Below are 18,482 nucleotides of genomic sequence, written 5' to 3' on the forward strand. Positions count from 1 at the left end.
CTGTTCCTTCGGGGTGGGGAGGGTGGGGCCTGGTGTCAGGGCAGGACGACGGCTTGCACGGCGGCCAGCAGGCGGGCGGTGTACTGCGGGCCGAAGTAGTGCCACGATCCGCAGGCGTCGCAGTCGAGTTCGAGGGTGCTGCCGCTGTCCACGCCGCCGACGGTGACGGCCGGGGTGCTTGGGTTGTCGAGGTGGGCGGCGACGGTGAACGACACGGGCGCGGTGAGCCGCAGCTGTCCGCCGCACGAGCAGAGGAACCAGGGGCGGGCGCTGGTCACAGGACGACCCCCGCGACTTCGTTGGTGCGGGCGACGAGCGCGGCCACGGCGTCGCGGAGCGGGGCGGGCGCTTCGGTGCCGCAGAACGCGCAGCGAGTGTGGGTGCCGCCGGGGATGAACGAGTCGATGAACACCAGCGGTGTGCCGTCGGGCTGCTGGCGGAGGCTCAGCCACACGCGGGCGGTCGCTTCCAGGTGGGTGCCGCAGGCGCGGCAGCGGTACAGGTCGAGTTCGGTGTCTTCGGGGAGGCTGGTCGGGGCGGTGGCGGTGGTCATGGCGCTGTTCCTCGGGGTGGTGGGGGTGGGGCCTGGCCTGAGCGGGCACGGCGGGGGCCGGAGGGGTGTCCGGCCGCCACCGTGGCGGCTCAGGCCGTCGCGCCCTTGAGTGCCTCGTCGAACGGGGCCATGGCATCGACGATCAGCATGGCCAGGTGGTCTCCGGCGTTCTGGTCGCAGAACTGGCAGCTGACGGTGAAGGCTTCGATGCCGACGCCGCGCACGTCCACGCCGGGGGTGCCGTCGGCGCGGCGGTAGACGTTGAACCACAGAGGGGCTGTGGCTTCGAGCTTCCCGCCGCAGAACTCACAGCCGAACTCCTCCGTGCTGGCGGCGACTTCGACGGCGGGGAGGTCGGCGACGATGGCGGCGAACGCGGCATCGGTGACGGTGGGGTCGGGGGTGTTCTCGGTCATGGCTGTGCCTCCGGGGGTGGGGTGGGGTGGGGTGTCTGTGCACCCTTGGCGGGGGCCCGGCAGGCGGGCACTGGGCCGCCACCAGGGGCGCACAGCTCAGAGGGACCGGAAGACGTGGCCGCCGGTGGTGTGCGTGTAGTCGCACTCCCACGCGGCCATGTCCAGCTCGGGCCGCCACCCCCGGCACTCCTCCCGCACGGCGCGGTAGTCGGCGTCCGTGTCCATCAGGTAGTCATGGGCGAAGTCCTCCAACTCGTCCCACTGGCCGCAGTAGGCGTCGCGGAACGTGCGGACGGCGTATTCGGCGTTGCCGACGTACGCGGCGTACGCGGTGAGGGCTTCGAGGTCGTCGATCAACAGACCGGCGTCGTCGGCGAGTTCGGCGAGGTGGTCGGCGGTGCGGCTCACGGGGGTCTCTCTCGGGTCGGTGCGGGGTGAGGGCTGGCGCGGCGGGTGTCAGAAGGTGTCGGGGGCGTCGAACGCCTCGTCCAGCAGGATGCCGAGGCCCCGGGCGAACTCCAGGTCGCGGCGCATGTCGTGGAACGCGTCGAACATCGCGTGCACGTCGTCGGGGTGGTCCATGCCGAGGCGGGTAAGGCTGAACCAGTAGCCGGACAGGCGGAACATCTCAGCGCGGGTCATCATGGTGCTTCCGTTCTGGGTCAAGGGAGTTGAGAGGGGGTGGGGACTGGTGTCAGGCGTCGCGGCCGTACACGGCGTGGTATCCCTCTCGGGAGCCCCGGACGATGGCGCGGACGTCCTCCCGGTACGCGGCACCCTGCCGGGTGGCGCAGCCGTCGAGGTAGGGCGTCAGGGCGGCCGCCAGGGGCTTGCCGTGGTCGTAGACGGTGCGGGCCCGGGTCACGTCGCCGTCCGCCGGTACCCAGACGGAGGTCTCGACCGGGCGGGACTCTTCCAACGCGCAGGTGCGGCACAGGGGTTCACCGTGCCGGGCGTCGGTCACGGTCAGCCATTCGTCACAGTCGGAGCAGGCGGCGTACCCCATGCCGGACAGGGCTTGCTGCACCATGTCCATGGTGATCCAGCCCAGGGACGGGCAGTCGAGTTCGCGGAGCACGTCCTCCCCGTCCACGCCGTCAGGGAGGGTGAGGGGCGAGCCTTCGATCTCCTCCACCATCGCCGCGCGCTCCCGCTCGCCGTGGTCCGTCTCGTCCAGCAGCGGATAGCCGTGCAGTGCCGCCGTGACGCGCTCGGCCAGCGCTGCGGCGGCCGGGTGGTCGGCGTCGTACATGAGCCATCCCGTGTCGTCCCACGCCCCGCCGATCGGCCCGCACTCGTCGGCGAACCAGCGCTTGGCGGTGGCGTAGTTGGACGCCGCGCGAACCTGCTCGGCCTCGGTGGCGTACCAGTGGTCCCCGTCTTCGAGGAACCCGTTCACGTCCATCACGAGCGCGATGCGGGCCCAGTCGTGCGCGGCGCACTCGCTGATCAGGTTCTGTGCGGTGTCGTACCGTGCGCCGAACCTGTCCACGGCGTCGGAGAGTTCGGGGGCGAGAGTGGCGTTCATGGCGTGTTCCTTGCGGTGGTGCGGGCGGTGGTCAGTCGGAGGTGGCGAGCCAGTTGCAGGCGTACGCGCTGCCCTGCTCGCAGGCGTCGGCCATGGCTTCGGCCCATCCGTCGTTGAAGGCGGCGGTGTAGGCGTCTTCGCTGGCCGGGTCGCCGCCCTCCAGCGACCACGTGCCGTCCTCCCAGAACTCGACAGCCTGTCCGGCCAGCGCCATGCCCTTGGAGCCGTTCAGGGCCGACTCACAGGCGTCGTGTCCCTGTTCGCAGAACGCTGCGACGGTCTGCGCCTCGCCGAGCACGGCGTACACGTCATCGGCCGTGACGGACACGGGCGCGGGGGTCGGGGCGGTCGAGTGGCCAACCAGCCATCCAGCGGCGGCGGTTGCGGACAGGGCGAGCACGGCGAGGGTGCGGCGGGGGCGCATCGGGTTTCTCCGGGGGGACGTAAGGCGGGTGGGTTAGCGGGCGGCGCGGTCGCGGTCGTACGGGCCGACCGGGGCGACGGCCACGGACGGGCCGCTCACGGCCCGCTTGACCAGTCCGGCCGCCCGCATCACCCCGTGGGCGGCAAGGGCCGCCAGCAGGGCGGCAGCGGCCGTCCCGCCCCAGTTGTGGGTCTGCCACGGCGACGCCGCGAGGAACATGACCAGCCCGAAGGCTGCGGGACCGAGGTTGTTGCGCACAGTGACTCATTTCGGGGGCCGAGGGGCGCAGCCATCTGCGCGCCGCCGTCGGGGGGATTTCCAGTCGAACGCCCACCGGTGAATTCGTACGTGGCTGCGGCATTTCGCTTCGCTGCGCTTCGTCGTTCCGGTCGAGCAATTCCAATGAAGCAAATGCACTGCTCAGGACGCAAGTTGAGGCGATGTGATGTGCGCCTCATGCATTTCAGGCAATACCCGGGGGGTGACTCCCCTGCGCTTCCTTTTATTGCCCGGGGCGTCATGGCAGCCGAAATTCGATACGAATATCGGCCGACCCCTTTTATTGGCGGTAAAACGCATTGTGACCTGCGGGAATGCACTCGTTGCCACGAACTGTGCGCGGAGAGTGAGGCCGCGGGCGTCGGCCGGCGTGTTAACCGCCCGGCCTTAATACCTGTGGAGGCGGTTCGCGCGCGTGCGCGCACGTAGTTGCCGCGGCACCCCGGCCGGCCTCCCCTCGCAGCCCTGCCAGGGCAACGCTCCCCACCGGCCCTCTCTCCCCGGTCGTGGTCGAGCACCTGGCAGGGCCCTGCGCTTCAAGGAGGCTGCCGTGTCCGCGAGTTCACGCCGCACGACCCCTCTTCCCCCGCACTGGCCGCGCCTTCGCCGCGCGGTGATGAACCGCGACGGCTGGGTCTGCCGGCACGTCCGCTACGACACCGGCGAGATCTGCGCCGAGCCCGCCCGCCACTGCGACCACATCGTCCCCGCCTCCGAAGGCGGCAGCGACGACCCCGCCAACCTCCGCGCGCTGTGCGACTGGCACGTCCTGCGCAAGGACGCCGCTGACGCCGGCCGAGCCCGCAAGAGGGCCGCCGCGAAGCGCTGGCAGCCTGCCCGAACCCACCGACCGCACCCCGGGGAGGTCCGTTGATCGTCGATCCGACGCTGAAGGACCCGCAGGCCGTCCGCGCCGCACTCATCTCGCTGTACGAAACCGAACTCGACCTCGAACCGGGCGACTTGGTGGCGATCGACATCGCCGCGGCCATGCTCGCCCGCGCCGCCCAGCTCGACGCCGTGGTCAAGCGCGAAGGCCAGATGATCCCCGGCGGCAACCGCGCCGGGATGTTCGTCCTGCACCCCGGTATCGCGCAGGCCCAGACGAACCGGGCGAGCGCGGCTGGCCACCTCGGAAAAATCCGAGGTGAGGGCGAGGGCCCCAAGCGCGGCCACAACGCCCGTGACGCCGTCGGTGCCCGCTGGGGCAACCGCGTCTGAGAGTAACTGCGTCATTCCGTCATGGTTGATCAACATCGCGGACACGGACCCGGCCGCCACGAGATCATGGAACCGAGCCCGTGCCCTCACGATCAAAGCCGGACAGTTGGGGAAATCCCCTACTCAACGCCCTCTGAGCGCCCGTCCTTGATACGGGCGGGCCGGCGCGTCCGCGCTCACGATCGCCGCTGTCTTCGCGGACATCGCCCCGTCGGGCGTCGCCTCCCGGTCACGCCGGGGCGCACTGGAGGCCGGTGACGCGGTCCGGGGTTTCGGCGGTGCCGGACAGGAACGAGTTGTTCGGCTGGGTACATGTCACGGTCTGGGGGGTGGAGCGGCTGGTGATGGTGAACGTGCCCTGGATGGGGCCGATCTCCGGGGCGCCGCCCATCGGCGTGCAGTCGTCGATGCCGCTCCACTGGTTCCCGGTGTCGCGCTCCAGGTAGGAGCAGAGGTAGCCGGGGGCATCTGTCGGGGCGGCGGAGGCGGTCGGAGTCAGCATCGAGGTCAGTGCTGCGGTCATCAAGGTGAGGCCGGCCAGCGAGGCACGCTTGATCATTTGAGGTTCCCTTCAGGAGTGACCGGTGGAATCCGGGTTGTCACTCGTTCCCGGGATCGGGCTCGACACGCCGCGCCGGTGGAAGAGTCAATCCGAACGGAAGCGCCCTGCCAGCGAACGGCCCCCGTTCGCCGCGTCATCGCGGACGCGGACCCGGCTGCCACGAGATCTTGAAACCGGGTCCGTGCCATCACGATCAAAGCCGGACAGTTGGGGGCTTCCCCTATCGAACGCTTTCCGAGAGAAGGGGGCCCGCCGTGGCACGCCGCAAGACCCAGACCGCCGGACCCTCGGACGAGGCCCTGCGCATCGCCCGGACGATCGTCTACTACGAGGCGTGCTTGGACTCCGAGGTCCCGCACGCCGTCGCCCGCGAACTGTGGGCCCACGACATGAAGTTGCCCTTCGCGGCCGGTGAGCACGTCTCCGCAGACGTCGCCCGGCTGCTGGAGGAGCGCGCCCACAGGGAGGCAGCTGGTGTCTGAAACGCACGCCTGGTCGGTAAACCGCCCGCCGGCATGAACGCGCGTGCCGCCTGACCCCCACTCTCGGGGCCGGGCGGCAGTCTGGAAATCCTCGGGTCTTGTCACATAGCCCGGTCCGGGCTCGGATGACGCGTCACGCAGGCGGAGTGTAGACCTTCCGCTCGGAGTACTCCCACGAGGAGAACGTCCAAGTTCCCAGCCTTAGTTCGAGCTTCTCATTCGGCGCGAGGGTGCCGGAGACCGTGATCTCACGGTGCGTGCTCGAAAGGTCCGAGCATTCGATCTCTGCGGAGTCCTTCCATTTTTCATTGGTGCCGCCATATTGCAGCCACACCGTGTACCTGCGGGTCGTGTCGCAGCCGGCGGTGAGCCAGCCCTCGACTGTGTAGGTGCGATTTCCGTCACCGCCCCAGGACAGACTGCCGTTGAAGCTCAACGTCGCAGTCGTCCGGTGCAGCTTGAAGTAGACACCTTCCTCGACGCGGGTGGTGTTGCGGGGCGCAGAGAGCGAGGCCACGCCGACAGCGGCGTTCGCTCGGGGAACCGCAACAGCCATGGGAACGGCCGTCGTGCCGAGCAGTGCGGCAGCGACGGCCAACGCCGCAGCAGCAGTACGTGCAGGGTGCACCAGCAAAGTCCTCTCGAAGCATGTGAACAGCGCATCGTGCACTTCCTACCAGGCAGCTGGTTCACGCAGTGTCACATAGCCGCTCTTATCACCCGACTGAGCGACAAAGCCTGTCGGGGCGACCGTGTCAGTGACTTCGGGTACCTCAGGCGGGTGCTCGGACCGAGGAGGGCCGTACTGCTTAGCTTCGAGCCGGTCCGCACAATCCCGGACACCGTCCCGCATCCGCACCGCACGTTGGCGGGCGAGTTGCTGCGCTGGTCGGCGCACGCCTTCCGGCCGGACTGGAAGTACACCCCGGAGCAGTGCCGCATCCTGGCGCGCTGGTACGAGCTGCGCGACGACGCCGTGCCCGAGGACCCGAACGACCCCGAGACGTGGGGCCGGGCCTTCCGCCACGAGTCCGGCACCCTGCGCCGTCTCAAGGGCTGGGGCAAGGATCCGGCGATGGCGTCGGTCTGCGCGATGGAGTTCGTCGGCCCCTGCCGCCTGGTGGGCTTCCGCGCCGACGGCTCGCCGGTCGGCGGCCCGCCGCAGGAGGCGTGGGTGCAGATCTTCGCCACCGCGGCCGGCCAGAACGTCAACACCATGTCGGCGCTGTCCACGATCTTCTCGCAGGCCGCCATCGACCGGTACGCGATCAAGCTCGGCCAGGAGGTCTGCTACGCCTCGCAGACCGACTCCGACGGCCGCCAGTGCCGCCTGGAGGCGAAGGCGTCGTCCTTCCGCGCCGCCGAGGGCGGGCGCCCGTCGTTCGCCCTGCTGAACGAGACGTGGCACTGGGTGGAGGGCAACCACGGCCCCCGCCTCGCCGCCACAATTCGCCCCAACGCCACGAAGGTTGGCGGCCGGACGATGGAGATCACCAACGCCCCGGTGATCGGCGAAGAGTCCGTCGCCGAGGGCACGTGGTACGCGTTCGAGAAGCAACGCGACGGGATCAACCGGGACGCGGGCATCTACTACGACTCGGTGGAGGCTCCGCCCGGGGTCGATCTCGCCGACGAACAGCAGCTGCGCGCCGCGATCCTGTGTGCCCGGGGCGACTCGGTGTGGATCAACCCGGACCGCGTGATGAAGGACATCTGGTCGGCGTCCACGACCGAGGACGAGTCCCGCCGCAAGTACCTCAACCAGCTGTCCAGCCACGACGACGCCCTGGTGGACCGCGACACCTGGGACCTGGCCACGGTCGAGCCCGCCGACGGAATACGGCCGGGCGAGAGAATCATCCTGTCATTCGACGGCGGCAAGACCGACGACTCAACCGGCCTGCTGGCCATGCGCGTTCGCGACAAGCTCGTCCAGAAGCTCGCCCTGTGGGAGAAGCCCGACGGCCCGGCCGGCAAGAACTGGGAAGTGGACGGCACCGAGGTCAACGACATGGTGGCCCACGTCTTCCAGCGGTACACCGTCGTCGGGTTCTTCGCCGATGTCGCGGGGTGGGAGTCCTACGTCGCGGACTGGTCGGAGAAGTACGGCAAGCACCTGCTGATCAAGGCGTCGGGGAAGTCCACGGTGGGCTTCGACATGCGCGCCAACCAGCGCGAGATCACCACCGAGCACATGGCGATGGTCGGCGCGATCGAGAACGCCGCCCTGCCGCACGTGCGGGACTACTCGCTGACCCGGCACACCCTCAACGCCCGCAAGCGCCCCAACCAGTACGGGATTTCGTTCGGCAAGGAGTCCCGCGAGTCGAAGCTGAAGATCGACCTCTACGCCGCGATGGTGCTGGCCTGGATCGCCCACCGGCGCCTGACCGAGAGCGGCAAGCTCAAGCCCCCCAAGAAGCCCGGACAGCTACAGACCAGAGGAGGGTTCTGATGTCCCTCCCTGCCGTACTTCAGCGTGCCCGGCACGCGCAGGGCCTGATCGACCGCGACGCCGAGCGCCTGAACCTCATGGACCGCTACGCCCGCGGCCTGCACCGCGCGCCGTGGATGCCGGCCAAGGCGAACGCCGAGTTCAAGGACCTGGTGAAGCGCTCGATCGTCAACGTCTCCGCCCTGGCGGTGGAGGCCCCGTTGAACGCCCTGCGCGTGCAGGGCTTCCGCAAGCCGGGCAGCGGCGAGAACGCGTACGAGTGGCGGTACTGGCAGAACAACCGGCTGGACGAGCGGCAGAACGCCATCCACCGCGCCGCGCTCACCTCCGGGGCCGCGTACGTCGTGGTCTGTCCGGACCCGCGCAAGGGCCGCCGCGAGCCGCTGATCCGCGCCTACGACGCGATCAGCACCGTGGCCGTCTACACCGACCCGGCGTGGGACGAGTTCCCCGTGTACGCGCTGCACGTGCCCGAGCAGCAGCCCGACGAGCACCGCACGCTCGCCTTCCTGTGGGACGACGTCGCGAAGCACACCATCGACCTGGACGCCGAGCCGGAGGCCGCGGTGCTCGCCGCCGAGCCGCACGGCATGAACGTGTGCCCGGTGGTGCGCTTCTCCCCGGCGGTGGACCTTCGGGGCCGCACCCGGGGCCTGATCGAGCCGCTGATCGTCTCTCAGGACCGCCTGAACCAGCAGACGCTGAGCCTGCTGCTCAACGAGCACTGGGGCGCCCACGCGATCCGCTTCGGCACCGGCCTCGCCCCGTCCGAGCGCCTGGACCCGGAGACCGGTGACCCGCTGCGCGACCCGGAGACCGGCGAACCCGTCTACGACGTGCCCTCGCTGGACCCGTCCACGCTGCTGATGGCCCCCAACTCGGACGCCAAGTTCGGGCAGCTCCCGGCGATGCCTACCGGCGATCTGCTGGCCTCCCGCCGGCAGACGATCGAGGAGCTGATGGGCCTCGCGGACGTCCCCCCGCACTACCTCGCCGGGTCGAACCTGGTGAACCTGAGCGCGGACGCGCTGGCAGCGGCGGAGACCTCGTTCAAGCGGTTCCTGTCCACGCTCCAGGACTCGCTGGGCGAGTCGTGGGAGTCGGTGTTCCGGCTGTGCGCCCGTGCGGCCGGCCGGGGCGAGATCGAGCAGGACGAGAGCCAGGTCGAGTGGGCCGAGAAGGCCACGCGCAGCCTGGCCCAGGCCGCCGACGCCATGGTCAAACTCATGCAGCAGGGCGTGCCGTTGTCCGTCGCGCTGCGCAAGGTCCCCGGCTTCTCGCAGGCGGACATCGACGAGGCAGTGAAGGCCGCCGAGGAAGCCGCCCGCAAGGCGGAGGCCGCCGAGGCCGCAGCCCTGAAGCAGAAGGAGGCGACCGCCGGTGGCATGGACCCCTCGAAGCGCCGAGATCCTGCGGGCGGTGGCCGCGTACCAGCTCGCACAGGAAGCGCTGGCCGCTGACTTCGCCGCCCGCTGGGCCGAGGTGCTGGCCACCGTCGAAGCCCGCGAAGTCGCCAGCTCCCTTGACGAGTTGAGCACGCAGTACGCGGCAACGGTCCGCGAATCCGCGGCGGCCTCCCGCGTCCTGTCGATCGCCTTCTACCGGCTGGTGCGCGCGCTGGAGACCGGCCGCGTCATCGGAGGCCCCGGCTACCGCCCCGGGGCCTCGCTCGGCTCCCTGTGGGCCGACTTCAACAAGGCGACGGGCAAGCGGACCGGCTCCGGCCCGTCCACGCCGCTGCCCGTGGACACCCGCAACCCCTTCCCCGCCGAAGACCTCGCCCGCGAGGCCCGCAGGGCTGAGGAATCGTTCCGCCGCGAGGTCGCCGACCGCGTGGCCCGGCATGAGCGCGAACGCGCCGGCCGGGGCTCGGCCGCCCTGGACGACGCCGAACTGGTCGCCTGGGAGAAGGAGTTCCTGGAGTCGCTGAAGTCCGGCAGCGCGGGGGCAGGCGGGATGCTCGTCCAGGACGGCGGCCGGGACATGATCCACAACGCCCTGCAGAACGACCCCGGGGCGATCGGCTACTACCGCAAGACCGACGCGAGCCCCTGCTACTTCTGCGCGCTCATGGCCAGTCGGGGCGCGGTCTACAAGTCGAAGCGCACCGCCGCGTTCGGCGCCCACCCCCACTGCCACTGCCAGGCCGTTCCGATCTTCTCCCGCCGCTACCAACTCCCCGCCGAGAACGGGAAGTACGCCCGGTTGTGGCGGGACTTCGGCGGCGGTTCGCTGGCGGACTGGCGCACCTACTACAAGGGGCAAGCCGGCCGGTCGAAGCCGAAACGGCCCGCCGAGTGACCTGGCGGACCGTCGAGAAAGGATCGATTTCCGGATTCCGCGCTCTGCGTGAATCCGGGACCGACTATTCGTAGTTCCACGTGATGGCGACATAGTCTCCACTGGACTCCCCGCCAGGGAGCTTGATTTCCTTCCCGGCGGGGCCGGATACAAGCCCCTCGTCCGACCTGGCGAGAAGGTCGTCCATGTTGTTGAAGTCACTTTCCATCACATTACCGCTGAAGTGCATTTCCTCTGGACGGTCGCCGCTGCTGATCTCGACGATACTGGTGACGGATGCCACGGTCGGGGTGCTGTTGTACTTGTTCTCCTGCTCCCACACCACGAACCCGGCCTCTTGTTCGCCGTCGGGATGGACCAGGATGCGACCGTAGGGCTCCGGGTCTCCAGCCTCGCCGGAGTTGTTGAACCTGACGTAGCACTTGATTTTGTATCCCATGGCGGATCCTATGGCTTCAGCTCGACTATTGAGGGCAGCGCCCGCTTCACCTTAGCGACTTTCAACGAGCGTGGCGGCAGACTCACTCAAAAGTGACTGAAAACCATTCACCCATTGCAACTTATTCGCATTAGATGAATTTCAGGAGAGACGTGCCCGAGACCCCCACACCCGAGACCCCGACCCCGGCCGAGGCGATCCCCGGCGGCGTCGCCCACCCGGACACCCCGCCCGCGCCCGAAGAGCCCGAAACCCCGACCGAGGACGGCGAGGAGAGCGCTGTCCCGGTCCCGAAGCTTGCGGAGCCGGACTACAAGGCGCTGTACGAGAAGATGCAGGCCGACCTGGACGCGACCCGCGAGCGCTCCACCGAGGCCGGCGTCGAAGCGGACGAGCTTCGCGCGCAGGTCGCCCAGCTCCAGGAGCAGGCGATGCGCGACCGGATCGCCGCCGAGTACGCCCTGCCGCCCGTCCTCGCCGCCCTGGTCCAGGGCGGCGACGAGGCCGCGGTGCGCGCGCACGCCGAGCAGCTGGCCGCCGTTGCCGCGCCGAAGCCGCTGCTGGGCGCCGGGGGCCTGACCCCGCACGCCGAGCCCGACCCGTACAAGGGCCTCGCCGAGAAGCTGCGCCGCCGCCGGTACGGTATCTGACCGATCAAGCGGCCGTGCGGGGTCTCACCCGTCGTCACTCCGAGGTGGCGTCCGTCTCCTCGGACTCCGCAGCGGCGGGTGCAACCTCGGGATCCGGGTCGACCATCGGTTCTGCCTTGAACGGCTTGACGATGGTGTGCGTGATGACCTGCCCCTGAATCTGCTTGTTCTCGAAGCTCTGCTGCCCCTGGGCCATGTCCGTCTCCTTCTCTCGTGTCCGATGCTTCGGTCTCTCGCATGCTCCCACCCCGGGCGCTACGCAAGGAGGCAGCAACGAGGTATTGGCCGATTCATCGACTTAAAACGATCATCCGAATCTGAGGCCGCCCCCACACGTCGGCGGCCTTCCGTATCCCCGAGGAACAGCGCCATCTCTCTCAACCCCGCACGTGCCAATGCCTTCCAGAACCCGGACAAGCTCGTCACTCAGGCTCTCGCCAACCTGAAGGACTCCGTGGTCCTGGCGAACATGTTCGACCGCCGCTCGGCGGCGGAGTTCGTCAACGCGACCGGCCAGACCATTTCGATCCGCCGCCCCGCCCGCCTGAAGGGCGCGGAGGAGGCGATCGACGCCAAGCGCAAGTTCAACGACGCCTCCACCTGGATCCAGTCGGAGAACCTGAACGAGGGTCTGCTGACCGTCAAGATGGACACCCACGCCTACTCCGCGGTGGACCTCTCCGACGCCGAACTCTCCCTGGACCTCTTCTCGTTCGGCGAGCAGGTGATGGTCCCGCAGGTGGACAGCATCACCGAGCGCCTGGAGAACAAGGTCGCGGCCGCGATGAACGAGTTCCCGGACGTCGCCACCTCCGCGAAGATCCACGTGGACCTCTCCAAGGCGACCACCGACGAGCAGGCCGGCCAGATGATCCGCAAGGCACTTGCCCGCCTGCGCGTCCAGCTCAACAAGGAGAACATCCCGGCCGAGGGCCGCACCGCCGTGCTCGGCTCGGAGGCCGCGTTCTACCTGCTGAACTCCTCCTCCATCCTCAACGCCTCCGAGCACGCCGACGGCGGCGCGGCCCTGAAGGAGAGCACCCTCGGACGGGTCCACGGCTTCCGCCTGGTGGAGTCCACCAGCGATGTGCTGGACCCGATGGGCATCTACGCCTTCCACCGCTCGGCGATCCAGCTCGTCTCCGGCGCGCCGTCGGTCCCGGAGTCCGCGAAGGGCGGCCGGCAGTCGGCGGAGGGCTTCGCCCTGCGGTGGATCAAGGACTACAACAGCGCGGCGGCGATGGAGCGTTCGTTCCTGTCCTCGTACTGGGGCGCCAGCCTGGTCACCGACCTGAAGAAGGGTGCCACCGACTGGCAGGACCCGAAGAACCTGGTCAAGGTGCGCGGCGTCAAGGTCAAGTTCACCGGCGAGCCGGCCGCCCTCAAGGCTTCCGACTTCGCCCTGGCGGCCTGACCCGGGTGGCGCTGGACGTCGCCGACCTGTTCAAGCGCCTGGGCAAGCCCGCTCCCGAACCCGGCACGCCGGACTGGGAGCGGGCCAGCGCCGCGCTGGAGGACGCGTTCTGGGTGATCGCCGCCACCGGCCACCCCGCGTGGACACCGCAGCGGCACCCGCCGGTGATCCGCACCCTGGCGCTGGCCGTCGCCGACCGCCGCTTCCGCAACCCCGAGGGGTACGTGCAGGAGCAGGCCGGAGAGGTCTCCTACCGCATGCCCGACGGCTCACCGATCGGCCTCGCCCTCACCCGGGGCGAAGTCGCCCTGATCGAACGGGTGGCAGGCCGCGGCGGCCTCAAGTCCGTGACCGGCCGCCGAGAAGCGGTCTCACGCGGGCTGCGCACCGGCTACCCGTTCCCCGACCCCGAGGACTGGCGGGGTGCCGCGTGAGTCTGCTGGAACGCGGGCGTACTCGCGTCACCGTCCACACCGTCGTCATGGTCGATGACGGGTACGGGGATCTTCGGCCGGCACCCGGCCCGTCCGCCACCTACATGGCGTGGGTTCAGCCGGTCGGCGACGCCGCAGGCTGGCGCGCCCCGGTCGGTGCTCAGGTCGGCTGGGCCCCGCCGATCCGCCGCAAGGTCGTCCTCCCGCCCGAGACGGTGATCGACAAGTGGTCCGCCCTGTCCTTCGAGGACCAGGGCGACCCCGGCACCCGGTGGGCGGTGGTGGACCCGCCCCGCGCCCACCACGGCGCGTCCGACCGCATGAAGTTCGTGACCGTGATCGTGGAAGGCGGTGGCCAGAGTGGCGGAAGTCCGACCTGACCTCGATGCCGTCGTCGCCGCCCTCCCGGGCGTGATGGGCGTTCTCAAGCTGGAGGCCGAGGAGCGCAAGGCCCGCGTCGTCGCCAAGGCCGCGCTGCACGTCGAGACGGGCGCGTTCATCGCCGGGCTGAAGGTCCGCCGGCACTCCAAGGGCTACGCGATCATCAACCTCGATCCGCTGGCCGCCCACAAGAACTGGGGCGGCTGGAACGAGCGCGCCGGACGCCCGGTGGACGGCATCCACGCGATGGAGGCCGCCCTGTGGTGACCCGCGAGCCCTACCTGATGCCCGACTCCGAGCGCATCGTCCTGGACGCCCTGCGCACCGCCCTGCCGGGCCTGCGCTGCGCGGTCTACCTGCCCACCGACTGGCAGTTCGCCCTGCGGGAGTCCGGCGGCCTGGTCATCGCCCGCCGGGTCGGCGGAACGATGAAAGACAAGCGCTTCATCGACGAGGGCATGTTCACCGTCCAGACCTACGCCACCTCGCGGGCGGATGCCTCGCTGCTGGCCCGCCGCGCCCGCGCCGCCCTGGTCCGCCTGACCTTCGAGCAGTTCGGCAACGACGACGGGCACCTGTCCCGCTTCCGCGAGGCAACGGGTCCGTTCATGACCACCGACACCATGACCGAGGCCCAACCGGACTTCTACCGGTTCTCGGCCAACTACATGATCGCCACAAGGCCCCGCTGACGGGCCGGAAAGGAGTCAGCGATGGCTGCTGACGACGCCCCGGTCCTCGTACCGGGCACCGGATACATCTACGTCGCCCCGCCGGGCACCCCGCTCCCCGATCTGAAGGCCGGGTTCGAGCCGAAGGACAACACCAAGTGGGGCCCCGAAGGGCTGACTTGGAAGTCCATCGGCAATACCTCGCTGGACAACGGCATCGAGATGACCGTGGACGGCGACGAGCCCGAGGTGCTGGGGAGCTGGCAGAACAAGTCCCTCAAGACGACCGACCCCGGCAAGACCTACGCGGTGACGATCAACCTGTCGGACTTCACCGCCGAGTCGTACCGCCTGTACTACGGCACCGACAAGGGCCTCGACAGCAAGGGCCTGTTCTCGATCCCCACCAGCCCGGCCGCGCAGAACCGGGCGCTGATGATCGCCGCCGTGGACGGCACGAAGGCCGTCGTGTGGCACTACCCGAAGACGTCGATCATCGGCGCGGACTCGGTGACCATGGACCCCGCCGCACTCGGCGAGATGCCGGTGAAGGCCACCGTCGTGGCCCTCAACCAGTCCGCCCCGCTCGGCACCGTCACCCCGGTCTTCGACCTGGACGCGGGGCTTCAGGCCGCCGCCTGATCGTTCTTGTCCGGTAGTGCCGGTCGGGCAGGTTCCTGTCCGTCCCGCAGCTCGGCCCGCAGCTCGCGGACTGCACGCAGCGAGACGATGAAGTCCCCGGTGAGCCATGGAATCCACTTCCGGAGTGCCAGCCGGAGGACGGTAACCACTCCGGCGGCACCGATGGCAACGGGTGCCAGCCAGTCAGGAACCTGCACCACAACTCCTCTGATCTGACGGCAGATCGGGAGTGACCTGTTTCTGGGCAGGCTCGACCCGACCTACCGCAAGCGGTAGACGAATCGAGACCCGCCGGTGCAGGTTCTCGGCGGACTCTGGAGATGATCTCCAGAGTCCAGCAGATGGCGCTGATGGACCACGGGCCCTTGGGCCCCTTCTCGAACGCAGTTCGAGTCCCACGTGAACCTTGTCGAATGACGAGCACACCGGTACTCGGTTCGCTTCACGCAGGATGAATCGGGCGCTGCCGTAGCGTCCCGTCGACACCTAGGGGCCAGTCAGTTGCCCCGCTTTAGTTTCGTGACTGGGCGTCAGCCTTGTCAAACCGTCTGGAGTTTGCACACCTTGACCACCATCAGTTATGCCGCCCTCGCCGCCGAGGCCGAGCGCAAGCACGCGGGCAAGGGCCTGAAGTTCATCGCCGCCAACGGCAAGAAGGTCCGGCTGCGCCGGATCGAGGCCCTGCCCGGTGACGACCTGAAGGCGGCACTGGCCCTGCTGGACCTGGTGCAGTCGAAGAAGGTGTCCAACGAGCGCCGTATCGACGCCATGACCGGACTGCTGGTTGCGGTGGCCTCCGACAAGAAGGCGATGCGCGAGTCCCTGGGCGCGCTGCCGCTGGAGCAGGCCATGGCCGTGGTCGAGGCGTGGATGGAGCAGGCCGCGCCGGGGGAAGCGCTGGCCTGATCAGGCTGCTGGACCGGCACGGCGCGGAGATCGCCGCCGACCTGCGCCGCTTCTGTGGCGTCGATGTCCTGGACTTCGTCCGGGGCCGGCACTCTGCCCGCTACGTCCTCGCCCTGATCGGGACACTGCCCGACGACTCGGCGACGGTGGCCGCGATGCGCGGTGGCCGTGAGGCCGCAGGCTGGGATGCCAAGGCCTATGTGCTGGCGGACCTGGTGGACGCAGTGCAGGCGCTGACCCACGTTCAGGTCGCCAAGGCGTCGAAGAACCCGCGCAGCGTGGAGCGGCCGAAGCCGTACCCGCGCCCGTACGCCAAGAAGTCCCGCCGGCCGACCGGTGCTGACAATCCCTTCGCCGCCGCGCTCCGCCGTGAGGTCGGTGAGGGTGGGGGTCCGGCCGTCGCCGAGCCTCTTTCCCCCCTTGCAGAAACGTTCCGCCTTCCGGCGGCCGTGCTCGCGCGCTCCACCGCGCCTGTGCGGCCCGCGCCGGTCCGACTCACGTAGGAGGTGAGCCTGTGGCCGGCCCCGGCGGCAAGGAAGCCGGACGCGTGCACGTGCGCGTCCTGCCGGACACCGACGGCTTCCGGAACCGCTTGAAGCGGTACCTGGAGATGCTGGAGAAGTACACCAAGCTCTCCGTCAAGCTCGACCTGGACACGGCGGGTGTGAACGCCCGGCTGCGGGAGCTGACCCACGACCGCAACGTCCGGGTCAACGTCGTCGCCGACACCGGCGAGGCCGCAGCCCGGATCGCCGCGCTCACCCGTGAGCGACGAGCCCGGGTCCGGGCGGACGCGGACACCGCGCCCGCCGAGGCCCAGCTCCGGGCCTTCACCGGCCGCAAGTGGCGCCTGGGCGTCAACGTCCACCTCGCGAGGGGCGGACTCGACCGGGTCAAGTCCGGTCTGGCGTCGATCGGTTCGGGGGCCGCCGAGGTCGCCCGGAACTTCGGGCGGCTGTTCACCCTCTCGATCAGCCAGACAGCGTCCGCGCTGGAGGGCATCGGGTCGGGCATCAGCTCGGCCGCCCAGGGCACCCTGGGCATCGCGGCCGGCTTCGCCCAGTCGGCCGCTGCGGCGCTGCCGCTGCTGGTCGCCGTCATGGCCATCGCCTCCTGGGTGATGGTCGTGGCCTCCGGGCTGATCGGCGTCCTGGCGCTGGCCGCGCTGCCGGTCCTGCCGATCGGCCTCGCCGCCATCGCGGCGGCCGGCGACATGAAGAACCTGGGCGACCAGGCCCAGGAGGCGATGCAGAAGGCGTCGGCGGCGCTCAAGCCCGCCACCGCCGCCATGCGCTCCGAGTTCGGGGGCGCGCTCAAGGACATCAAGGGCTGGTTCCGCCAGGCCAAGCCCGAGATCAAGGCGTTCTTCGACGCCGGGGCGCAGTACGTCCGCCCCATGGTGAAGTCGGTCACCAGCTTCACCGACACGCTCGTCCCCAAGCTCACGGCGGCGATGAACTCGCCGGGGATGAAGGCGTTCACCGACGAGCTGCCCAAATCGCTCGTCGGCATCGGCGCCAGCCTCGGCGACTTCTTCCTCACCCTGGCCAACGGGGGCGACCGCCTCAAGGCGCTGCTGCCGCCGCTGAACAGCCTGCTCGACGTCTTCCTGCAAGGCATCGCGCAGCTCGCGGTGGCGCTCGCGCCCGAGGCCGCCGCGTCGATCTCCTGGTTCGCGGGCACGCTCCGCGAGTTCTTCCAGGTCTTCCAGGACAACGCCCAGGCCACGGCCGCCATGATGCGGCTGGTCGATCTCAGCCTGCGCGCGCTCGTGATCGCCTTCTCGGTCACGATGCAAGCCTGGGACCTCTTGGCCCAGGGAGCCGTGGCCGCCTGGCACGCCGTGCAGGCAGCGTGGGACGGCCTGACGGCCGCCACCGCCGCGGCCTGGTCCGCGGTGACCTCCTGGACCGCGTCCACCTGGTCCTCCGTCTCCTCCGCCGTCTCCTCGGCGGCGTCGTCGGCGGCCTCCGCCGCTTCGACCGCGTGGAGAAACGTTTCTGCTTGGACGGCCGAGGCGTGGGGCTCCGTGACGTCGTGGACGGTGTCGTCCTGGCAGTCCGTCACCTCGACCGTGTCCTCGGCGGCCTCCGCCACGGGCTCGGCTGTCGCGGCGGCGTGGCGCACCGTCCAGTCGTGGACGGCGTCGGCCTGGGACGCCTGCGTCCGTACCGTGGCCTCGGCCTGGTCGAACATCGTCTCCGGCGTGGCCTCCGGGATCTCCGCTGTGATCTCGTACGTCGCCGGCCTGCCCGGTCAGATCCTGTCCGCCATCGGCGACTTGGGTTCGCTGCTGTTCGACAAGGGCAAGCAGGCGATCCAGGGCCTGGTCAACGGCATGAAGTCGATCAGCGTCGGCAGCGTCGTCTCCGGGATCGTCTCGTCGCTCAACCCGTTCAAGGCATCCGCCCCAGCGGCTCCGGCCTCTGCGCCGCTCGCACGGATGGCCGCGCCGATGGTGCTCGCCGCGATGCCGGCCGCCGCGTACGCGAGCCCGCTGGAACAGGCCCTGCGCCCGGTCGCCACCGGGCTGCGCTCGCTCGACTCCTACGGCTACGGCCAGCGCGCCGCCGCGAGTCTGCGCCCCCCCGACACCGTGCCCAAGGACGCCGGCCGGGAGCGCTACGGCAACCACATCACCGTCAACGCCCGCACGAACGCGGACCCCCACGAGATCGGCAAGGCCATCGCGTGGGAGCTGAAGACCTCCGGGAGGTAACCGCT

At 69.7% G+C, this 18,482-nt stretch carries 29 protein-coding genes; 16 read left to right on the forward strand and 13 right to left on the reverse strand.

Annotated features, from left to right (window positions below; genetic code table 11):
* Positions 1–35: 35 nt before the first annotated feature.
* The 8 genes from ACIQF6_RS19585 to ACIQF6_RS19620 all read right to left on the reverse strand — a co-directional run bounded on the left by ACIQF6_RS19585 (position 36) and on the right by ACIQF6_RS19620 (position 3,179).
* Positions 36–278: a hypothetical protein gene (locus ACIQF6_RS19585; RefSeq protein WP_400896544.1), complete on the reverse strand. Its 243-nt coding sequence runs from the start codon at positions 276–278 to the stop codon at positions 36–38.
* Positions 275–553, reverse strand: a complete 279-nt coding sequence (locus ACIQF6_RS19590; protein WP_400896546.1) for a hypothetical protein — start codon at positions 551–553, stop codon at positions 275–277. Before ACIQF6_RS19590 ends, ACIQF6_RS19585 begins: the two co-directional genes overlap by 4 nt.
* A gap of 89 nt (positions 554–642) precedes the next feature.
* A complete protein-coding gene (locus ACIQF6_RS19595) occupies positions 643–969 on the reverse strand; it encodes a hypothetical protein (RefSeq protein WP_400896548.1) in 327 nt (108 codons plus the stop codon).
* Positions 970–1,065: 96 nt separating this feature from the next.
* Positions 1,066–1,377 (reverse strand): antirestriction protein ArdA, encoded by a 312-nt coding sequence (locus ACIQF6_RS19600; RefSeq protein ID WP_400896550.1) that lies wholly within the window; start codon positions 1,375–1,377, stop codon positions 1,066–1,068.
* A 48-nt stretch (positions 1,378–1,425) separates the two neighbouring features.
* Complete coding sequence (locus tag ACIQF6_RS19605; protein WP_400896551.1) at positions 1,426–1,614, reverse strand: hypothetical protein; 189 nt, start codon at positions 1,612–1,614, stop codon at positions 1,426–1,428.
* Positions 1,615–1,663: 49 nt separating this feature from the next.
* A complete protein-coding gene (locus ACIQF6_RS19610; RefSeq protein WP_400896553.1) occupies positions 1,664–2,497 on the reverse strand; it encodes a hypothetical protein in 834 nt (277 codons plus the stop codon).
* A gap of 31 nt (positions 2,498–2,528) precedes the next feature.
* Positions 2,529–2,921 carry a hypothetical protein gene (locus ACIQF6_RS19615; protein WP_400896555.1) on the reverse strand — a complete coding sequence of 131 codons (393 nt, stop codon included), beginning with the start codon at positions 2,919–2,921 and terminating at the stop codon, positions 2,529–2,531.
* Positions 2,922–2,954: 33 nt separating this feature from the next.
* Positions 2,955–3,179 (reverse strand): hypothetical protein, encoded by a 225-nt coding sequence (locus tag ACIQF6_RS19620; RefSeq protein ID WP_400896557.1) that lies wholly within the window; start codon positions 3,177–3,179, stop codon positions 2,955–2,957.
* Positions 3,180–3,750: 571 nt separating this feature from the next.
* Here ACIQF6_RS19620 and ACIQF6_RS19625 point away from each other — a divergent pair.
* Positions 3,751–4,074 carry an HNH endonuclease gene (locus ACIQF6_RS19625; protein ID WP_400896559.1) on the forward strand — a complete coding sequence of 108 codons (324 nt, stop codon included), beginning with the start codon at positions 3,751–3,753 and terminating at the stop codon, positions 4,072–4,074.
* On the forward strand, positions 4,071–4,421 hold the full coding sequence (locus tag ACIQF6_RS19630; protein ID WP_400896561.1) for a hypothetical protein: 351 nt from the start codon (positions 4,071–4,073) through the stop codon (positions 4,419–4,421). The genes ACIQF6_RS19625 and ACIQF6_RS19630 overlap by 4 nt, the downstream gene beginning before the upstream one ends.
* Before the next feature lie 229 nt (positions 4,422–4,650).
* Here the strand turns inward: ACIQF6_RS19630 and ACIQF6_RS19635 are convergent, their stop codons facing one another.
* Positions 4,651–4,980 (reverse strand): hypothetical protein, encoded by a 330-nt coding sequence (locus tag ACIQF6_RS19635; protein ID WP_400896563.1) that lies wholly within the window; start codon positions 4,978–4,980, stop codon positions 4,651–4,653.
* Positions 4,981–5,237: 257 nt separating this feature from the next.
* Between ACIQF6_RS19635 and ACIQF6_RS19640 the strand changes: the two genes are divergently transcribed.
* Positions 5,238–5,465, forward strand: a complete 228-nt coding sequence (locus ACIQF6_RS19640; RefSeq protein ID WP_400896565.1) for a hypothetical protein — start codon at positions 5,238–5,240, stop codon at positions 5,463–5,465.
* A 133-nt stretch (positions 5,466–5,598) separates the two neighbouring features.
* Here ACIQF6_RS19640 and ACIQF6_RS19645 read toward each other — a convergent pair whose 3' ends face one another.
* Positions 5,599–6,093: a hypothetical protein gene (locus tag ACIQF6_RS19645; protein WP_400896567.1), complete on the reverse strand. Its 495-nt coding sequence runs from the start codon at positions 6,091–6,093 to the stop codon at positions 5,599–5,601.
* A 237-nt stretch (positions 6,094–6,330) separates the two neighbouring features.
* On the opposite strand from ACIQF6_RS19645, the gene ACIQF6_RS19650 reads away from it, so the two are divergent.
* The 3 genes from ACIQF6_RS19650 to ACIQF6_RS19660 are packed head-to-tail and all read left to right on the forward strand — an operon-like array spanning position 6,331 to position 10,221.
* Complete coding sequence (locus ACIQF6_RS19650) at positions 6,331–7,920, forward strand: terminase (RefSeq protein WP_400896569.1); 1,590 nt, start codon at positions 6,331–6,333, stop codon at positions 7,918–7,920.
* Entirely contained in the window at positions 7,920–9,380 is a 1,461-nt protein-coding gene (locus ACIQF6_RS19655; protein ID WP_400896571.1) for a phage portal protein, read from the forward strand. Before ACIQF6_RS19650 ends, ACIQF6_RS19655 begins: the two co-directional genes overlap by 1 nt.
* A complete protein-coding gene (locus ACIQF6_RS19660) occupies positions 9,301–10,221 on the forward strand; it encodes a hypothetical protein (RefSeq protein ID WP_400896573.1) in 921 nt (306 codons plus the stop codon). Before ACIQF6_RS19655 ends, ACIQF6_RS19660 begins: the two co-directional genes overlap by 80 nt.
* 64 nt (positions 10,222–10,285) lie before the next feature.
* On the opposite strand, the gene ACIQF6_RS19665 is transcribed toward ACIQF6_RS19660, so the two are convergent.
* A complete protein-coding gene (locus tag ACIQF6_RS19665; protein ID WP_400896575.1) occupies positions 10,286–10,660 on the reverse strand; it encodes a hypothetical protein in 375 nt (124 codons plus the stop codon).
* Positions 10,661–10,812: 152 nt separating this feature from the next.
* Here ACIQF6_RS19665 and ACIQF6_RS19670 point away from each other — a divergent pair, with 152 nt between their 5' ends.
* Positions 10,813–11,310 (forward strand): hypothetical protein, encoded by a 498-nt coding sequence (locus ACIQF6_RS19670; protein WP_400896577.1) that lies wholly within the window; start codon positions 10,813–10,815, stop codon positions 11,308–11,310.
* A 34-nt stretch (positions 11,311–11,344) separates the two neighbouring features.
* Here the strand turns inward: ACIQF6_RS19670 and ACIQF6_RS19675 are convergent, their stop codons facing one another.
* Entirely contained in the window at positions 11,345–11,506 is a 162-nt protein-coding gene (locus ACIQF6_RS19675; protein WP_400896579.1) for a hypothetical protein, read from the reverse strand.
* A gap of 24 nt (positions 11,507–11,530) precedes the next feature.
* On the opposite strand from ACIQF6_RS19675, the gene ACIQF6_RS19680 reads away from it, so the two are divergent.
* From ACIQF6_RS19680 to ACIQF6_RS19705, 6 genes are read left to right on the forward strand one after another with little or no spacing between them, the layout of a single operon-like run.
* The gene (locus ACIQF6_RS19680; RefSeq protein ID WP_400896581.1) at positions 11,531–12,724 is read left to right on the forward strand and encodes a P22 phage major capsid protein family protein; all 1,194 of its coding nucleotides are present in this window, start codon (positions 11,531–11,533) and stop codon (positions 12,722–12,724) included.
* 5 nt (positions 12,725–12,729) lie between these two features.
* Complete coding sequence (locus tag ACIQF6_RS19685; protein WP_400896583.1) at positions 12,730–13,158, forward strand: hypothetical protein; 429 nt, start codon at positions 12,730–12,732, stop codon at positions 13,156–13,158.
* Positions 13,155–13,538: a hypothetical protein gene (locus ACIQF6_RS19690; RefSeq protein ID WP_400896585.1), complete on the forward strand. Its 384-nt coding sequence runs from the start codon at positions 13,155–13,157 to the stop codon at positions 13,536–13,538. The genes ACIQF6_RS19685 and ACIQF6_RS19690 overlap by 4 nt, the downstream gene beginning before the upstream one ends.
* Entirely contained in the window at positions 13,519–13,806 is a 288-nt protein-coding gene (locus ACIQF6_RS19695; protein ID WP_400896587.1) for a DUF5403 family protein, read from the forward strand. The genes ACIQF6_RS19690 and ACIQF6_RS19695 overlap by 20 nt, the downstream gene beginning before the upstream one ends.
* Positions 13,803–14,231: a hypothetical protein gene (locus tag ACIQF6_RS19700; protein ID WP_400896589.1), complete on the forward strand. Its 429-nt coding sequence runs from the start codon at positions 13,803–13,805 to the stop codon at positions 14,229–14,231. The genes ACIQF6_RS19695 and ACIQF6_RS19700 overlap by 4 nt, the downstream gene beginning before the upstream one ends.
* A gap of 21 nt (positions 14,232–14,252) precedes the next feature.
* The gene (locus tag ACIQF6_RS19705) at positions 14,253–14,852 is read left to right on the forward strand and encodes a hypothetical protein (RefSeq protein ID WP_400896591.1); all 600 of its coding nucleotides are present in this window, start codon (positions 14,253–14,255) and stop codon (positions 14,850–14,852) included.
* Here ACIQF6_RS19705 and ACIQF6_RS19710 read toward each other — a convergent pair.
* The gene (locus tag ACIQF6_RS19710; protein WP_400896593.1) at positions 14,837–15,049 is read right to left on the reverse strand and encodes a hypothetical protein; all 213 of its coding nucleotides are present in this window, start codon (positions 15,047–15,049) and stop codon (positions 14,837–14,839) included. The genes ACIQF6_RS19705 and ACIQF6_RS19710 overlap by 16 nt on opposite strands.
* A gap of 367 nt (positions 15,050–15,416) precedes the next feature.
* Here ACIQF6_RS19710 and ACIQF6_RS19715 point away from each other — a divergent pair, with 367 nt between their 5' ends.
* The 3 genes from ACIQF6_RS19715 to ACIQF6_RS19725 are packed head-to-tail and all read left to right on the forward strand — an operon-like array spanning position 15,417 to position 18,477.
* A complete protein-coding gene (locus ACIQF6_RS19715; RefSeq protein WP_400896595.1) occupies positions 15,417–15,758 on the forward strand; it encodes a hypothetical protein in 342 nt (113 codons plus the stop codon).
* Positions 15,719–16,261 carry a hypothetical protein gene (locus tag ACIQF6_RS19720; protein ID WP_400896597.1) on the forward strand — a complete coding sequence of 181 codons (543 nt, stop codon included), beginning with the start codon at positions 15,719–15,721 and terminating at the stop codon, positions 16,259–16,261. The genes ACIQF6_RS19715 and ACIQF6_RS19720 overlap by 40 nt, the downstream gene beginning before the upstream one ends.
* A 44-nt stretch (positions 16,262–16,305) precedes the next feature.
* The gene (locus ACIQF6_RS19725) at positions 16,306–18,477 is read left to right on the forward strand and encodes a hypothetical protein (protein WP_400896599.1); all 2,172 of its coding nucleotides are present in this window, start codon (positions 16,306–16,308) and stop codon (positions 18,475–18,477) included.
* The last annotated feature ends 5 nt before the right edge of the window (positions 18,478–18,482 follow it).

This window comes from Kitasatospora sp. NPDC092948 (assembly GCF_044754805.1).
Taxonomy (GTDB): domain Bacteria; phylum Actinomycetota; class Actinomycetes; order Streptomycetales; family Streptomycetaceae; genus Kitasatospora.

What these genes read in the sequence shown, in the direction of transcription:
- ACIQF6_RS19615 (WP_400896555.1), bottom strand. Translation starts at nt 2,921, where the DNA reads ATGCGCCCCCGCCGCACCCTCGCCGTGCTCGCCCTGTCCGCAACCGCC.
- ACIQF6_RS19595 (WP_400896548.1), bottom strand. Translation starts at nt 969, where the DNA reads ATGACCGAGAACACCCCCGACCCCACCGTCACCGATGCCGCGTTCGCC.
- ACIQF6_RS19635 (WP_400896563.1), bottom strand. Translation starts at nt 4,980, where the DNA reads ATGATCAAGCGTGCCTCGCTGGCCGGCCTCACCTTGATGACCGCAGCA.
- ACIQF6_RS19675 (WP_400896579.1), bottom strand. Translation starts at nt 11,506, where the DNA reads ATGGCCCAGGGGCAGCAGAGCTTCGAGAACAAGCAGATTCAGGGGCAG.
- ACIQF6_RS19605 (WP_400896551.1), bottom strand. Translation starts at nt 1,614, where the DNA reads ATGATGACCCGCGCTGAGATGTTCCGCCTGTCCGGCTACTGGTTCAGC.
- ACIQF6_RS19705 (WP_400896591.1), top strand. Translation starts at nt 14,253, where the DNA reads ATGGCTGCTGACGACGCCCCGGTCCTCGTACCGGGCACCGGATACATC.
- ACIQF6_RS19680 (WP_400896581.1), top strand. Translation starts at nt 11,531, where the DNA reads ATGCTTCGGTCTCTCGCATGCTCCCACCCCGGGCGCTACGCAAGGAGG.
- ACIQF6_RS19655 (WP_400896571.1), top strand. Translation starts at nt 7,920, where the DNA reads ATGTCCCTCCCTGCCGTACTTCAGCGTGCCCGGCACGCGCAGGGCCTG.
- ACIQF6_RS19590 (WP_400896546.1), bottom strand. Translation starts at nt 553, where the DNA reads ATGACCACCGCCACCGCCCCGACCAGCCTCCCCGAAGACACCGAACTC.
- ACIQF6_RS19665 (WP_400896575.1), bottom strand. Translation starts at nt 10,660, where the DNA reads ATGGGATACAAAATCAAGTGCTACGTCAGGTTCAACAACTCCGGCGAG.
- ACIQF6_RS19610 (WP_400896553.1), bottom strand. Translation starts at nt 2,497, where the DNA reads ATGAACGCCACTCTCGCCCCCGAACTCTCCGACGCCGTGGACAGGTTC.